At 45.0% G+C, this 14,985-nt stretch carries 14 protein-coding genes; 10 read left to right on the top strand and 4 right to left on the bottom strand.

Going from position 1 to position 14,985, the window contains the following annotated elements; genetic code table 11:
- Positions 1 to 116 precede the first annotated feature (116 nt).
- The 8 genes from GZK95_RS20620 (at position 117) to GZK95_RS20585 (ending at position 8,337) form a co-directional block, all read left to right on the top strand.
- The gene (locus GZK95_RS20620; protein ID WP_075713073.1) at positions 117 to 1,745 is read left to right on the top strand and encodes a methyl-accepting chemotaxis protein; all 1,629 of its coding nucleotides are present in this window, start codon (positions 117 to 119) and stop codon (positions 1,743 to 1,745) included.
- 289 nt (positions 1,746 to 2,034) lie between these two features.
- Positions 2,035 to 3,963, top strand: a complete 1,929-nt coding sequence (gene thrS / locus GZK95_RS20615; protein WP_075713071.1) for a threonine--tRNA ligase — start codon at positions 2,035 to 2,037, stop codon at positions 3,961 to 3,963.
- A gap of 3 nt (positions 3,964 to 3,966) precedes the next feature.
- A complete protein-coding gene (gene infC, locus GZK95_RS20610; protein ID WP_075713069.1) occupies positions 3,967 to 4,518 on the top strand; it encodes a translation initiation factor IF-3 in 552 nt (183 codons plus the stop codon).
- A 118-nt stretch (positions 4,519 to 4,636) separates the two neighbouring features.
- Positions 4,637 to 4,831, top strand: a complete 195-nt coding sequence (gene rpmI, locus GZK95_RS20605) for a 50S ribosomal protein L35 (protein ID WP_010448653.1) — start codon at positions 4,637 to 4,639, stop codon at positions 4,829 to 4,831.
- A 40-nt stretch (positions 4,832 to 4,871) separates the two neighbouring features.
- Positions 4,872 to 5,225, top strand: coding sequence for a 50S ribosomal protein L20 (gene rplT, locus GZK95_RS20600; RefSeq protein WP_004401084.1), 354 nt, complete (start codon positions 4,872 to 4,874; stop codon positions 5,223 to 5,225).
- 354 nt (positions 5,226 to 5,579) lie between these two features.
- Positions 5,580 to 7,484: a bifunctional metallophosphatase/5'-nucleotidase gene (locus tag GZK95_RS20595; RefSeq protein WP_075714026.1), complete on the top strand. Its 1,905-nt coding sequence runs from the start codon at positions 5,580 to 5,582 to the stop codon at positions 7,482 to 7,484.
- Between the two features lie 158 nt (positions 7,485 to 7,642).
- Positions 7,643 to 7,858 (top strand): VF530 family protein, encoded by a 216-nt coding sequence (locus GZK95_RS20590; RefSeq protein WP_075706435.1) that lies wholly within the window; start codon positions 7,643 to 7,645, stop codon positions 7,856 to 7,858.
- 53 nt (positions 7,859 to 7,911) lie between these two features.
- Positions 7,912 to 8,337 (top strand): VOC family protein, encoded by a 426-nt coding sequence (locus GZK95_RS20585; RefSeq protein ID WP_075706436.1) that lies wholly within the window; start codon positions 7,912 to 7,914, stop codon positions 8,335 to 8,337.
- Positions 8,338 to 8,385: 48 nt separating this feature from the next.
- Here the strand turns inward: GZK95_RS20585 and GZK95_RS20580 are convergent, their stop codons facing one another.
- The gene (locus GZK95_RS20580) at positions 8,386 to 8,997 is read right to left on the bottom strand and encodes a TetR/AcrR family transcriptional regulator (protein ID WP_075706437.1); all 612 of its coding nucleotides are present in this window, start codon (positions 8,995 to 8,997) and stop codon (positions 8,386 to 8,388) included.
- Between the two features lie 108 nt (positions 8,998 to 9,105).
- On the opposite strand from GZK95_RS20580, the gene GZK95_RS20575 reads away from it, so the two are divergent.
- Both GZK95_RS20575 and GZK95_RS20570 read left to right on the top strand, forming a co-directional pair.
- Positions 9,106 to 10,269 carry an MBL fold metallo-hydrolase gene (locus GZK95_RS20575; protein WP_075716127.1) on the top strand — a complete coding sequence of 388 codons (1,164 nt, stop codon included), beginning with the start codon at positions 9,106 to 9,108 and terminating at the stop codon, positions 10,267 to 10,269.
- A 128-nt stretch (positions 10,270 to 10,397) separates the two neighbouring features.
- Entirely contained in the window at positions 10,398 to 11,639 is a 1,242-nt protein-coding gene (locus GZK95_RS20570; protein WP_075716128.1) for an MDR family MFS transporter, read from the top strand.
- A 51-nt stretch (positions 11,640 to 11,690) separates the two neighbouring features.
- Here the strand turns inward: GZK95_RS20570 and GZK95_RS20565 are convergent, their stop codons facing one another.
- From GZK95_RS20565 to GZK95_RS20555, 3 genes are all read right to left on the bottom strand, one after another.
- Complete coding sequence (locus GZK95_RS20565) at positions 11,691 to 12,776, bottom strand: mechanosensitive ion channel family protein (protein ID WP_075716129.1); 1,086 nt, start codon at positions 12,774 to 12,776, stop codon at positions 11,691 to 11,693.
- 157 nt (positions 12,777 to 12,933) lie between these two features.
- A complete protein-coding gene (locus GZK95_RS20560; RefSeq protein WP_075706441.1) occupies positions 12,934 to 13,416 on the bottom strand; it encodes a DUF2850 domain-containing protein in 483 nt (160 codons plus the stop codon).
- Between the two features lie 123 nt (positions 13,417 to 13,539).
- Positions 13,540 to 14,853, bottom strand: a complete 1,314-nt coding sequence (locus GZK95_RS20555; protein WP_075716130.1) for an ABC1 kinase family protein — start codon at positions 14,851 to 14,853, stop codon at positions 13,540 to 13,542.
- Positions 14,854 to 14,985 lie beyond the last annotated feature (132 nt).

The raw sequence follows: 14,985 nt of genomic DNA, 5'->3' as shown, positions 1-14,985 counted from the left end.
GGTTTGTTTGCTGGACAGGTTGTCATAATTTGTAATAAACTCCCGCCTCAGAATGAATATTGGGAAGATTCCCAAAGCATGGATGCGAACAGACAATTATAAACCTGAGGCTATACATGCAATTTTCTTTGAAAAACCTTTCTATACGCACTCAAGTACTTGTGCCGGTACTGTTGACCACTTTTGCGCTGTTTGTCGCGCTGTGGATCACCAAAAATAATTTGCAGTCAGAGCAAGAGCTTGTATCACAAAACACTCGCTCATTGGTGTTTTATAAAGATACCCTAGCCAAAATTGATGATCGTATTTACCCGTTACGAATCAGTGCGGTATATGCGATTTATGATGCATCACGCCGCGACTCTTTCCTGTCTGAGCTAAAGCAGAGCATGGGAGAGATCACTCGTGAACTGAATGAAATGGAACAGGAAGGTTCATTTGACGCAGAAGTGCAGCGCGTTGAGAAGGCGATTGATCAATATGTACGTCAGTCAGAGCAGGCGGTGAGCTTTTTTGGTCGTCGTGATCAGGGGCTAGTCACTCAGCAAGAGTACAACAACTTTATCTCTACTTACCGTCAAACGGGTAACGTGATGGTTTCGTCAATCAACGATTTGTCGAAAAAAGTTAACCAAGTGACCAATACGGCGATGGAACAGAGCGAAGCTGCGGCGGCGAATGTTCAGCGTATTGCGATGTGGACAGTCCTAAGTGTACTTGCGCTGTCGTTGTTAGTTGCGTGGATACTGTCTGGTATGATTGTTACTCCAGTGCAAAATCTTCAACAAGTTATGCGTAAAGTGGCGCAGGGCGATCTTTCTGCTCGTGCTGATGCTGATGGTAAAAACGAAGTGGCTCAGCTAAGCCAAGACGTAAACAAAACTGTAGAGCAGCTGCACAGTACTGTTGATCATCTAACACGCATCAGTGAAGAAGTGGCTTCTGCATCGACTGAGCTTGCTGCGGTTATGAACCAAGCAGAAAATAACGCTCAGCAAGAGTTGGCAGAAATTGAACAAGTTGCTTCTGCGGTAAATGAACTGGCAAGCACGGCTGATAACGTGAGTGACAACGCTCAAATGGCTGATGGTACAGCACGCAATGCAGAGCAACTTGCCCATTCAGCGATCTCGACCTTTGATGAGAGCAATGAAGCAAGCGATCAAATGGGGCGTGCCCTAACTGACGCTGCGTGCGTAGTTTCAAAACTGAAAGAGCAATCTGAGCAAATCAACAATGTGATTGAAGTGATCAGTGGTATCTCTGAGCAAACTAACCTGCTAGCACTTAACGCCGCAATTGAAGCTGCGCGAGCGGGTGAGTCAGGCCGTGGTTTTGCGGTCGTTGCGGATGAAGTTCGAATGCTTGCCGCGCGCACTCAAGCATCAACAGTTGAAATTCAAGGCATTATTGAAGAGCTTCAAAAGCAATCTGGCTTAGCCAATGACAGCATGCAAATCAGTTTGGATATGCTAAACCGCAACAACGAGTTGGCACGTCATGCAAACGATGCGTTGATGGGTATTACTGAAGCAGTGACTCAAATTAATGACGCCAACACACAAGTGGCGACAGCGGCAGAGCAGCAGTCTCAAGTGACACAAGACATCAACCGCAATGTGGTTAACATGTCTGAGTTGGTTAACCAAAACGTTGCTGGTATCAGCCAAAGTGCGGCAGCAAGTAGTGAGTTGTCACTATTAGCTGAGAAGCAAAAAGCACAACTATCATTCTTTAAACTGTAATCCAGTTAGAGAAGAGAGAACAAGCCGGCATTGATGCCGGCTTTTTTGCATCTAAAGAGGCGTGTTAAAAGACAAAATCAGATACTTACTTTTCAGTACAGTTATTTTTGTGACTTTGATTGTTATTTTAATTGCTTGCGTTACAATGTGCGCTTGTTCGTAGAAAGGGGCATCCGTATTTGTCTCTGGCCACGAATCAAACAACCAAATTTACTCATCGTTTCATCTATTAGATTCGATTGAACCAGCAAGTGTTGCTTGGTATGCAACACCACTGTAAGGATAAAACATGCCTATTATTACACTTCCTGACGGCAGTCAGCGTCAATTTGACAACCCAGTATCTACTTTAGAAGTTGCTCAATCTATCGGTCCAGGTCTTGCAAAAGCAACCATCGCGGGTCGTGTTGATGGTCAGCGCGTTGATGCGTGTGATCTGATTGAACAAGATGCAAGCCTTGAAATCATCACGGTTAAAGATGAAGTCGACGGTCTAGAAATCGTTCGTCACTCTTGTGCTCACCTTCTTGGTCACGCAATTAAACAGCTTTACCCAAATGCGAAAATGGCGATTGGTCCAACCATCGACAATGGTTTCTACTACGATATCGACCTAGAAGAATCGCTAACGCAAGAAGATCTAGAAAAGATCGAAAAGCGCATGAAAGAGCTGGCGAAAACCAAGTACGAAGTTGTTAAAAAGAAAGTTAGCTGGCAGGAAGCGCGTGACACATTTGAAGCGCGTGGCGAAACTTACAAGATGGAAATCTTGGATGAGAACGTATCTCGCGACGATCGTCCAGGCCTATACCATCACGAAGAATACATCGACATGTGTCGTGGTCCACACGTGCCAAACATGAGCTTCTGTCAACACTTCACTTTGCTGAATGTTGCGGGCGCATACTGGCGTGGTAACAGCGACAACAAGATGCTGCAACGTATCTACGGTACCGCTTTCCACGATAAGAAAGCACTTAAAGCGCACCTTACTCGCCTAGAAGAAGCGGCTAAGCGTGACCACCGTAAAATCGGTAAGCAACTAGACCTATTCCACATGCAGCAAGAAGCACCAGGTATGGTGTTCTGGCACCACAATGGTTGGTCTATTTTCCGTGATCTAGAAGTATTTGTTCGCGACAAGCTAAACGAATACGGTTACCAAGAAGTAAAAGGCCCACTAATGATGGACCGCGTTCTTTGGGAACGTTCAGGTCACTGGGACAAATACGCAGATGCGATGTTCACAACTTCTTCTGAGAACCGTGAATACGCGATCAAGCCAATGAACTGCCCAGGTCACGTGCAAATCTTCAACCAAGGTTTGAAATCTTACCGTGATCTACCACTACGTATGGCAGAGTTTGGTTCTTGTCACCGTAACGAACCATCAGGTGCACTACACGGCATCATGCGTGTACGCGGCTTTACTCAGGATGACGCTCACATCTTCTGTACTGAGAGCCAAATCCAAGAGGAAGTAACCAGCTGTATTAAGATGGTTTACGATACTTACCAAACATTTGGTTTTGACAATATCGTTGTGAAACTGTCTACTCGCCCAGAGAAGCGTGTAGGTTCAGATGAAATCTGGGATCAATCTGAAGAAGCATTGAAACAGTCTCTAGAATCAATGGAAATTCCATACGAGATTCAAGAAGGCGAGGGTGCGTTCTACGGTCCTAAGATCGAATTCACACTATACGACTGTCTAGACCGTGCATGGCAATGTGGTACAGTTCAGCTAGACTTCAACCTACCTGGTCGCCTTGGTGCAACTTACGTAGGTGAAAACAATGAGCGCCTAGTGCCAGTGATGATTCACCGTGCAATTCTAGGTTCTCTAGAGCGTTTCATCGGTATTCTTATCGAAGACTACGCGGGCTTCTTCCCAACTTGGTTGGCGCCAGAACAGGCAGTAATCATGAATATTACTGACAAACAGGCTGACTACGCACAAGAAGTTGCTCAAAAACTACAAAAAAGTGGAATTAGAGCTAAAGCGGACTTGAGAAATGAGAAGATTGGCTTTAAAATCCGCGAACACACTTTAAAGCGTGTACCGTACCTACTAGTTTGTGGCGACCAAGAGATGGAAGCTGGCGAAATTGCAGTACGTACTCGTAAAGGTAAGGATCTCGGCAAATTCAAAGTGGATGACTTTATCGCATACATCCAAGACGAGATCGCTAGCCGTAAGCTCAATCTGGAGGAATAAGCTATTAAAGGCGGAAGACGCGGCCAACAGCCGGTAAAAACAAACCCGCACCGTTTGAACGGTGAAATTCGTGGCGTTCGTGAAGTTCGTTTAACTGGCGCTGACGGTGAATCAGTTGGTGTTGTATCGATTCAAGAAGCGATCGCAGCTGCTGAAGAAGCAGGCATGGATCTGGTTGAGATCAGTCCTAACGCTGAGCCACCAGTCTGTCGAGTGATGGACTACGGCAAATTCCTCTTTGAAAAGAGCAAATCTGCGAAAGAGCAGAAGAAAAAGCAAAAGCAGGTTCAGATTAAGGAAGTTAAATTCCGTCCTGGAACTGACATTGGAGACTATCAGGTAAAACTACGCAACCTGACTGGTTTCCTAGAAGACGGCAACAAAGTGAAGGTAACAATTCGCTTCCGTGGCCGTGAGATGGCTCACCAAGAGATCGGTGTTGACGTTCTAAATCGCTTGAAAGCCGACACAGAAGAATTTGCTGTTGTCGAATCTTTCCCTAAGAAGATTGAAGGCCGTCAAATGATCATGGTGTTGGCCCCTAAAAAGAAGTAATTAACGGCTTTTACAAGTAAGAAAACCCAGCCGTAGTCCTTTAAAGGTCTGGCGGTTGGGTTTTGTTCGCCCTAATTACTATTGTTATAAACAACTCAACAATGCGGAGTTATTCATCATGCCTAAGATGAAAACCAACAAAGGTGCTGCTAAGCGTTTCAAGAAAACTGCTGGTGGTATTAAGTACAAGCACGCTACAAAACGTCACATCCTGACTAAGCGTACTACTAAGAACAAGCGTCAGCTACGTCCAAATGCAATCCTTCCTCGTTGTGAAGTGGCTGCAGTTGTTCGTATGATGCCATACGCTTAATTCTTTTTAGTTATCAATCGTTTAGTTTAGGAGAAGCATAATGCCTCGCGTAAAACGTGGTGTACAAGCTCGTGCACGTCATAAGAAAGTTCTAAAACAAGCTAAAGGTTACTACGGTGCACGTTCACGTGTTTACCGCGTAGCTTTCCAAGCAGTTACTAAAGCTGGTCAATACGCTTACCGTGACCGTCGCAACAAGAAACGTCAATTCCGTCAACTATGGATTGCACGTATCAACGCTGCATCTCGTCAAAATGGTCTATCTTACAGCCGTTTCATCAACGGTCTTAAGAAAGCATCTATCGAGATCGACCGTAAGATTCTTGCTGACATCGCAGTATTCGACAAAGCAGCATTTGCTGTACTAGTTGAAAAAGCGAAAGCTGCTCTTTAATTAGCAGTTTAGGTTTAAGAAAAGGAGAGCTTCGGCTCTCCTTTTTTCTTTTGAGTCATTTACTTTAGAATGCTTGCCTCATCCGTGAGGAAGTGTTTAACCTTTTCTACTTTCTACTTTCTACTTTCTACTTTCAGCTCTCCTCTCCCAACTTTGTGACAATCTGAGCGGCGGTAAAAGAATGAATTTTCTTACCGTGGAATGACTAATATCCTGTTGTTAATGGGATTTTTGTCACATTGCCATGAAAATCAGTACTATTGCATATTCGTAAAATCGAGAATGATCACGTTAGAATCGGCGTGGGTTATTTAGTATGCGCGTGATTTGTTTACAACCATATGAATACCAATAATGAAAAAAAACCTCTTATCTAGCGCAATTCTGCTCTCTCTTGCATTCCCTACGTTTGCAGCAGACGGTGACATTCATCAAGTGACGATTCTTGGTACCTCTGATCTCCATGGTCATTTTATGGCTTGGGATTACGCCGCCGACAAACTGAACATGCGTGGTAGTTTGAGCCAAATTTCGACTAAGGTAGATGAGATTCGCCAAGAGCAGCCGAACATCATCTTGGTAGATGCAGGTGATACGATTCAAGGTAACTTTGTTGAAACCTTCAAGGATGAGCCTGTCGACCCTATGATGCTTGGTTTCAACCATATGAAATACGACGTTTGGGTGCTAGGCAACCATGAGTTCGACTTTGGCTTAAAAGTACTGGATCGCTCGTTGACTCAGTTCCAAGGTCATTCATTGGGTGGCAACATTAAACGTGCTGATGGCAATCCATTCCTACCGGCTTACACGGTTATCGAACGCGGTGGAATTAAAATTGGTGTGATTGGTATGGATACACCAATGACACAAGTTTTCGCGGAAGGCACGAACAGACTTGAGGGTGTCACTTTTACTAACCCAACATTGGAAGTGCAGAAAGTCATTAAGCAAATCGACGACAAAGTTGACGCAATTGTGCTTGTCGCTCATATGGGTTTAGACAATGAAAATGACATTGCCAACACAGGTGTGACTGATATTGCCAATGGCAACCCAGAACTTGATGCAATCGTTGCGGGCCACATGCATACCCGTATCGACAAAGCAGTGGTTAATGGTGTGATCATCACTGAACCGGACAAGTACGGTCGCGCACTATCTCGAGTGGATCTTCAGTTTGAAGAGCGTGATGGCAAGTTCAACTTAGTCAACAAAGACAGCTTTACTTACAAGATCAAAGGGATCGACTCAGACAAAGATATGGATGAGTTGTACCAACCTTACCACAAACGCCTGCGTGATATGGCCAACCGTCCGGTGGCAGAGCTAACTGGTGTCGATTTGGTACCGGAAAATGAGATCCGAGGCATCCCACAAGTGCACATTCAAGATACGGGCATCAGTGCTTTGTTCCAAGAGGCGAGTTTTTTCTATGCGCCAAAAGCCAATGTGATTGCACTGCAAATTGATAATGATAACGCTGAGCTTGATGTCGGTCCGATTAAAGCAAAAGATATTGCTTACAACTACCAATATGCCGGCGGTGAAATTACGGTTTATCAAATGACTGGTAAAGAGCTTAAGACCTACATGGAATGGTCGGCAGGCTACTTTAACTCAGTTGTTCCTGGTGATGTTACTTACAGTTTCGACCCAATCCGTCGTGCTTCTAAGTACTCAACCAATGACTTTTTTGCTGGCGTAACTTACACCATTGATTTGACTCAACCAAAAGGAAAGCGCATTACCGATCTGCAATTTGCTGATGGAACTAAAATCACTGACGACACCGCGATTCAATTGGGAATGAACAGCTACCGTATGGGACACTTGACCAAGAAAGGCGGTGTGTTAGAAGGACGTGACTTCCCAGTACTGTTTGATACTGAAGCGGAGTACGGTGAGGAAGCGGGCACGATTCGTAACTTGACCATCAAGTACTTAACGGAAGAAAAAGCGGGCGTGTATCAAGGCATGCCAATGCAACGCTGGAAACTGGCGGGGTTGGATGACGGTTACGCTGAACAACGTGAAATCGTAAAAGCACTGATCAATGAAGGTAAAATTGATGTGCCGATGAGCGAAGATGGTCGTTACACGAATATCGCCTCGATCAATGTTCAAGGCCTAATGTTTGACAGCGAAAAAGCGATGCAGAAAGCGGTCGCGGAGCGAAAAGCTCTGCTTAAGCAAGCCTCTGCGGCTGATAAAGTGAATATCGAACGTGAGCTTATTTTGATTGATGCACTAAACTAATCAAACGATAGACCTAAGCCTAGCGGTTGCTAGGCTTTTTTTTTGCTTTGACGATGACGGATTGTTTCGCGGCGATTGCTTTAACTTGTTAAGATGTGCCCTTATGTTTTGATGCAGGTCATCGAGATAAATCATCCAAAATAAGGAACCGACGTCTGATGCAAAATCAGCCAAATAACCCGCTACATGGGCTATCGCTCGAAAAGATTGTGACTCGCTTAGTTGAACACTATGGCTGGCAAGGTTTGTACTCTGAGATTAGAGTTAACTGCTTTCAAAAAGATCCATCAGTGAAATCTTCACTTAAGTTTCTGCGTAAGACCCAATGGGCGAGAGATAAAGTCGAAGCACTCTATATTGATACGTTTTGCTAAGGTTTTTAGTGCTGGAATTTTGATTCGGTCGAGTGATTCACTCGGGAGGTGTTATGAAGCAATCAATTGTTCACATTGCTTTGGTCGTTAAAGACTATGATGAAGCGATAGACTTTTACGTCAACAAACTGAAGTTTGAGTTGGTGGAAGACACCTACCAACCAGAGCAGGACAAACGTTGGGTAGTGGTTTCGCCGCCAGGATCAAATGGCGTAACTTTGTTGCTTGCGCGAGCCTCAAAGCCTGAACAGTTTGACTTTGTTGGCAACCAAACGGGCGGACGGGTATTTTTGTTTCTCAATACCGATGATTTTTGGCGCGACTATAAGCGAATGTGCTCGTTAGGTATTCATTTTGTCAGAGAGCCAAAAGAAGCCGAGTATGGCACGGTAGCAGTGTTTGAAGATCTCTATGGTAATCAATGGGATCTGTTACAGCTGAAACCTGACCACCCTATCGCTATGCGCCATAGCAAATAGCGATAGAGTGATTATTATTGTCAGCCGCATTTGGTTGGGTAAACCTGCTTAGTTGCTCACTTCGTATGTCGCGACAAAACCTTTTACCGCACTCTCTACTGCGATTTTCACCTCGTCGCAACTTGGTGGTGACTTATGGGCGAGAAGGTGCGGCCAAAACACCACGGCTTTAATACTGCCAATGTATTGCTCTACTGCGAGTGAAACGTTTGGTACCAGTAGACGATTGGCAGCAATGCCTTGGCGAACCCACTCATGTAAGCCGTAGCTATCTTCAATTGCGCCAAATTTGCTTATCAGCATGCGAGACGCGTTAGGACAACGGATACACTCTGCAATCACCATGCGTGCGGCGATCTGATAATCCTCACTGTTGATATAGCAAAGCTGTTTAAGAGTGAGTTCAATTAACTGCTGCTCTGTTGAACGCAAGAGTTCGAATTGAGCAGTGGGCTGATCATCAAAACGACACATCAAATTGTCTACAATGACTTCAAATAGCGCTTCTTTGTTAGGGTAGTACTTATACAAAGTGCGCTTTGACACACCCGCTTGTTTAGAAATCCCCTCCATGCTCGCTTGTTCAAAGCCTTTTTGAGCAAAAACCTGAATGGCAGAGTTGATAATATCTTTCTGTTTTATATCGCTAATTTTTACCATAGTCAGTTTTTATCATAAAAAAGTAAACGATGGTGTTTACTTTTTGTGGGTTAATTTCTAAAGTATACACCATCGTTTACTTTTTTTGATAGCAGATAGGTCATAGAAATGAGCAAACTGGGTTCACTTGGTATGATTACTCAATCACACATTGCTTCGGTAGTCGGCAAGTTTAGGGCATCGTGGGTAGATGCCTCAAGGCGTGAAAGTGAGCAGCGTCGCCTAGCGCGTATTGAACAATCGCCGCAGTTCCACCAAAGCAAAGTGATCAATCGCTTACCTCGCGTTGCGAGCAACGAAAGTATGTCGAGTGTGATGAAAAAGTTCTTCTTTGAGCGTTCAACACTGAAACCTCAAAATGCGCTTCCTTATCAACCAGTAGACATTGAGTTACTCTATTCTAAGCCTCTTTCACCAAGAGTGACGTGGCTTGGGCATTCCAGCCTCTATGTTGAAATCGATAGTGTCAAACTCTTAATTGATCCTGTGTTTGAGTATGCCTCACCATGGGCAGTTAAACGGATGTTTGCTAGGAATGTGAGTTCGCCGATCACAAGAGAGAAGCTACCAACACCCGATGCAATCGTCATTTCGCACGACCATTACGACCATCTGGAGAAATCGACAGTACGTTTTTACGCTGATAAAGGTGTTCAGTTTATTGTGCCATTGGCGGTGGGGCGCCATTTAGAAAAATGGGGCGTCGCACCGGATAAAATTGAAGAGCTAGATTGGTGGGAGTCGACCTTGATCGGTAGTGTCGAGCTAACCGCGACGCCAGCTAACCACAACTCTGGGCGTACTGGGTTTGACTCTAACTCGACGCTTTGGGCGTCATGGGTGATCAAAGGGGTGAGCGGATCATTGTTTTACAGCGGTGATACCGCCTATGACAATCACTTTAAACAGATTGGTGAGCGTTTCGGCCCGTTCGATATTGCCTTTATTGAAGTGGCGGCTAACGTGAAAAATGGCATCGGTTACCCAGTCGAAAATTGGGGACATATGCAAGCTAGGCATACCGCAAATGCTTATCAAGATCTGCAGGCGAACATACTGATGCCAGTACACTGGTCGACGTTTGAACTGTTTGCTCATCGTTGGGATGAGCCAATTGAAGATTTACGCCAAGAAGCCCAGCAAATTGGTGCCGAGCTGATTACACCTATGATTGGTGAGTCATTTGAGATTCATTCAGAGATAAACTCTACTCGATGGTGGGAATCGCCAGAGTATCATCTAACTAAAGTGGACTATAGCTACTCAGGCTAGTTATTGTAACTAGTTGTTCTCAATCAATCAGACCTATTGAGTAGGTCTGATTCGATCTTTATATAATATCGACTCTTTTCATCCATATGCAAAATCATGTACTGTGAAGCTGTTCACAGGAGGTGATAATGGAAACCGATCAAACGCTATTTCAATGGCAGCGAGTAAAAAGATTCAGTCTTCCCATATGGACCGTGCTGGTCGGCGTGTTAGTGACACGCACTGCTTACTTTATGGCTTGGCCATTTCTCATCGTTTTTCTCTACCAAGATTATGGCGTGTCGGCGGCGGATGTCGGGGGAATGTTGGCGATCTCCGCGTTAGTGGCATCATTCACTGGGCTTTACTCTGGTTACTTATCCGATAAGTTAGGTCGTAAGGTGGTCATGGCGGTAGGCAGTTGCTTGGCGGCATTTGCCTTTACTGGGATTGGTCTGGCGAGTGAACTTTGGCAATTCTATTTGATGGTCGTGTTGGCAGGACTGATGCGTCCAATGATCGAAGCACCCTCGAAAGCGGTCATTAGCGATAATCTTGCGGATCTTAAAGATCGCGAGTTGGCACTGAATATTCGCTACTTTGTGATAAACCTAGGTGGGGCGATTGGTCCGTTATTAGGTATTACTTTGGCGCTTGAAACCCCTCAACTGCTGTTTGTCGCAACAGGTGCTACTTTCGTGATCTATTTGTTGTTGATTCTTGTCGGTATTGAGCGCAATGGCAGTTTTCGTAAACCAGATTCTTCAACCTTGCCCAATTTTCGCGCCACAATGAAAGTGGTCGCGCAAGATAAGGTGTTTTTGCTGCTTTTGATCGCCAACTTCTTGATGATGTTTATCTATGCTCAGTTGGAGTCATCGCTCCCGCAAGTGATTGTACGTGCGAACCCCGAACTGGCCGCTAAGATCATTGCCAGCCTCGTATTGGTGAATACATTGACCATTGTGATCTTTCAGTTTCCAATGTTGAAATGGTTGGAGAAGGTGCCATTGTTTACCCGTACTCGAATTGGTATGGCGCTCATGGCGATCGCACAAATAGGTTTTATGCTTACTCCTGTCGATTATCCAATAGGGTGGGCGGTTGCGTGCTTTATTATTAGTTTGGGAGAGGTAATCGCATTCCCAACTCTAAACGTACAGATTGACCGTTTAGCTCCACCTCATTTAAGAGGCTCATACTTTGGTGCAGCAGCGCTATATTCATTAGGCTTTGCCTTAGGACCTTGGTTAGGTGGACTTATGATTGATAAATTCAATTCAAATTGGCTTTTCTTGCTCTGTTTCGCTTTGGGTTTGATGATGATCTGGCTCTACCAACGAGCAGATCGCTCGCAAGACAGCATTAATCGAGATGAAATTCGAGTATAAGCACAAAGCCTTCTGCTGAAGGCTTTGTGCAAATTATCGAGTCGTAGGCGACTATCCCTCTAGCTCGCCAAGTGAGGTTGGGTCGATTTTTAGCGTTTGAGTTGGGAAGGCGATATCTGCCCCATTGTCAGCCACAATCGCAATGATTTTTAGCAGGACATCCTGCTTAACCTCTTGATAGCGTATCCAGTTGACGGTTTTGGTAAAAGTGTAAACCATGATATTAAGCGAGGATGCGCCAAACCCATTGAGGTTAACGATCAAAGTTTGGTTAGCATCGATATCGGGATGGCTCTTCAGCATCGTTTTGATATCTTCAGTGATTTTTTCCACTTTGCTGCCATCATCGTAACGAACGCCCACCGTCTCGTAGATACGTCGGTTAAGCATTCGAGAAGGATTCTCAACCACAATATTGCTAAACACTGAGTTAGGAACATACAGTGGACGTTTGTCAAAAGTACGGATAATCGTCATGCGCCAACCAATGCGTTCAACCGTTCCTTCAATTTGACGATCTGGTGAGCGAACCCAGTCACCGACTTTAAAAGGGCGATCGAAGTAGATCATCATCCCACCAAAGAAGTTGGACAGAAGATCTTTAGCGGCTAAACCGACAATCAAACCACCGACACCACCAAAGGTGAGTAGGCCAGAAAGGCTCAAGCCAAATGCTTGCATAATCGTCAGCGCACCAATGGTTAAAAAGAATAGTCTGGCGACCTTTGCTACCGCTTGAACCGTTGTTTCATCGCGCTTTTTCTGCTCCAACACATACTCTTCAACATTGTTGATCAGTCGCATGATAAACCAGAGAAAAATCGCGATGACCAAGATGAGCTTTACGGTACTGAGCCAGTTGAGCTTGCTGCCCATTTGTTGTTGGAGTAAAAAACCAATTGAAATGGTAGCGGGCCAACACCAAATCAAAGTGCTCATCGGGGTTTTTAGTGCTTGTAACGTCAAGTTGTCCCAGTGAAAGCTGGTGCGTTCAGCTAATACTTCAAGACGACCGTAAACAACGCGCCATATCAACCAAACGACAAAACTGGTGGCAGTGAGTAAGAGAACATTACTATCAAGTTGCTGATAGAGCGTTGAGATATGGTTAGGTAATAATAATTTGAGTTCATTCATGTTTAGAGTTCTAACTTGTCGTCGAGTGCGAGCTGATCAGTCACGTTACAAACGCTGATCAGAGAGACTGCCGATAATTGGATACCTTGAGTATATACACTTGGTTTGGCGTCGAAAATGCTAGAGGGGGTAAACCTATCGTTTTCCTGCATTTTGGCTATTTTTCGTTGAAATGTTCAACGATTGCCGAGCGGCGTTTTTTCCCTAATCCGCCACCTTCGAGATCCACCAGGTGTTCGTAACCTTGTTTGACAAAACGCTGAGAAGGGCTGTTTGGCTGCACTCGATTCAATAACGGAGCGTTTTGTCGCGAGGATAGCTGGTAGACGTGCCACCCCGAGCCAGTTTCTAGCCTGATTTGACTGCCGTCAAACTCAAATTTTGTCGTGATTAGGCGATTATTACGAAAAACACCATCTTGGTTGAATTCAATTGTTGCTCGATCATAGGTGGGGGTACCAATCTCGATCCAGCGCCCATAGACGCGATGTGGATCAATCGATTGTTGATAGTTCTGATAGATAAGGACACTTAACGCGCCAACAGTGGTGATGGCAACTGCAAATAGCGTGTAGCGAATGGCATGTAGCGTCAGACTCGCTTTGCTGCGCGTCGACTGTCGTCGAAAGTACATCGCCATTGCTAACTACCCCTATGTCACTGCGAACGGCTACCCAGATTCAATACTGTTGCCAGCTTGTAAAAATAAAACCGATAAGGCAATTTGAATGTGAGGAAGTTTGATCTTATACGCAAAGCTAAACTAAAGGCTTAGATAGGGCATGACGAGTTTCCGAATATCAACGCGTGCTTTTAACCTTGCTGCCAACAAGTATAGCCCACCGATTTTCCGATGAAGGAAGATCGCATCAATAGGGGGAGTGTGCCAGTAATTTTCTTGCATACTCAATGCGGTGCCTCTTTGACGAATTTTATTCGCGAGATCGGATTGGCCAAAGTCATACGCGCCCTCATAACACATAGGCTCACATGCCAGCGTGACCAGTTCAAGTATCGCTTGTTTCTGACTTTCAACGATCGTTTGACTGAAAAAGCCAATTTGTCTCAACGCTTCTTCTAGTGCTCCTGTGTCGTGGTTAATCACTGCTTGGAATGCGAGTCGGTAGCCGTTGCTAATGATGTCGCTGTATTCTCTGGTAGCACCAAAATCGAGTAGGACGACTTTCTGCGATTGGGTGTTGTACCGATAGTTTGCGAAGTTAGGGTCGGTTTGCACTAATTGGAAGTCAAACAGTTCAGCAAACAATAGCTCAAGTAAAGCATGCATCACGGCGTCACGTTGAGCTTGTGGTGCATCAACCAGACTCTCGATGCTTACACCCTCCACGTACTCCATCGTTAGTACCGTCTCGCTACTAAGTTCGGGGTAAGCTTTGGGAATAACAAAATGGTCGCGTTGGGTGAGGTGTTGCTTGTATCGTTGCAGATATTCACATTCTAGTTGGTAATTAGCTTCAGCGTGGAGCTGTTTTTTGGCTTCCCCCAATAGAGCGTTTATATCAATATCTTTGGGAATAACTCCCACCACATTGAGCAGGGTAGCGACATTGTCGACATCACTATCAATGCTATTACGTATTCCGGGGTATTGAACTTTTACCGCGACCATATCCCCGTCGTCAGTGTATGCTTGATGAACTTGTCCAATTGAGGCGCTGGCTACAGGCTTAAAGTTGAAAGATAGAAATGCTTGCTTCCAGTTCTCACCCAACCCATCGACCAATACAGCGTTGAGCTGCTTAGATAACATTGGATTCGCATCAGAGCGTAAGCGCGCTAAAATTTCCGCCAACTCAGGAGACAGAATGTCACCACTGTCCATCGACAGCATTTGACCGACTTTCATCGCTGCCCCTCTAAGGTGAGCCAGTTGGTCAGCCACGCGTTTGATGTTTGACGGTGTGAGCAGAAGGTCTTTGGTATGAGGCCGCTCGCCTTTAAGTAGCTGCTTAGCCCCTTCTGCGACAACATTACTGCCAATTCGAGTCGCAAGAGAAGCAAATTGACCAAAACGAGCCAAGCGGTGAGTGGGAATTTTAGATTCTTGATTTGCCATAGTGTCGTGTTTAATTGGGGTTCCGTTCAAAGTAAGCCGTCAGTGACCGTAAGTTATTGCTTGTTGTTGCGCAAGTTTTGCGATACAAAATCAAAGGTTTCTGGCTTTTACGTGAAGTCAGCAATGAATGTT

The organism is Vibrio panuliri (genome assembly GCF_009938205.1).
GTDB lineage: Bacteria > Pseudomonadota > Gammaproteobacteria > Enterobacterales > Vibrionaceae > Vibrio > Vibrio panuliri.
The sequence above is the reverse complement of the archived record's forward strand: the minus strand, read 5'-3'. Positions and strand labels throughout refer to the sequence as shown.

Bases quoted from the DNA above. Each gene is read 5' to 3' on its own strand.
- GZK95_RS20620 (WP_075713073.1), top strand. From the start codon at position 117: ATGCAATTTTCTTTGAAAAACCTTTCTATACGCACTCAAGTACTTGTG.
- thrS (WP_075713071.1), top strand. From the start codon at position 2,035: ATGCCTATTATTACACTTCCTGACGGCAGTCAGCGTCAATTTGACAAC.
- rpmI (WP_010448653.1), top strand. From the start codon at position 4,637: ATGCCTAAGATGAAAACCAACAAAGGTGCTGCTAAGCGTTTCAAGAAA.
- rplT (WP_004401084.1), top strand. From the start codon at position 4,872: ATGCCTCGCGTAAAACGTGGTGTACAAGCTCGTGCACGTCATAAGAAA.
- GZK95_RS20595 (WP_075714026.1), top strand. From the start codon at position 5,580: ATGAAAAAAAACCTCTTATCTAGCGCAATTCTGCTCTCTCTTGCATTC.
- GZK95_RS20590 (WP_075706435.1), top strand. From the start codon at position 7,643: ATGCAAAATCAGCCAAATAACCCGCTACATGGGCTATCGCTCGAAAAG.
- GZK95_RS20585 (WP_075706436.1), top strand. From the start codon at position 7,912: ATGAAGCAATCAATTGTTCACATTGCTTTGGTCGTTAAAGACTATGAT.
- GZK95_RS20580 (WP_075706437.1), bottom strand. From the start codon at position 8,997: ATGGTAAAAATTAGCGATATAAAACAGAAAGATATTATCAACTCTGCC.
- GZK95_RS20575 (WP_075716127.1), top strand. From the start codon at position 9,106: ATGAGCAAACTGGGTTCACTTGGTATGATTACTCAATCACACATTGCT.
- GZK95_RS20570 (WP_075716128.1), top strand. From the start codon at position 10,398: ATGGAAACCGATCAAACGCTATTTCAATGGCAGCGAGTAAAAAGATTC.
- GZK95_RS20565 (WP_075716129.1), bottom strand. From the start codon at position 12,776: ATGAATGAACTCAAATTATTATTACCTAACCATATCTCAACGCTCTAT.
- GZK95_RS20560 (WP_075706441.1), bottom strand. From the start codon at position 13,416: ATGGCGATGTACTTTCGACGACAGTCGACGCGCAGCAAAGCGAGTCTG.
- GZK95_RS20555 (WP_075716130.1), bottom strand. From the start codon at position 14,853: ATGGCAAATCAAGAATCTAAAATTCCCACTCACCGCTTGGCTCGTTTT.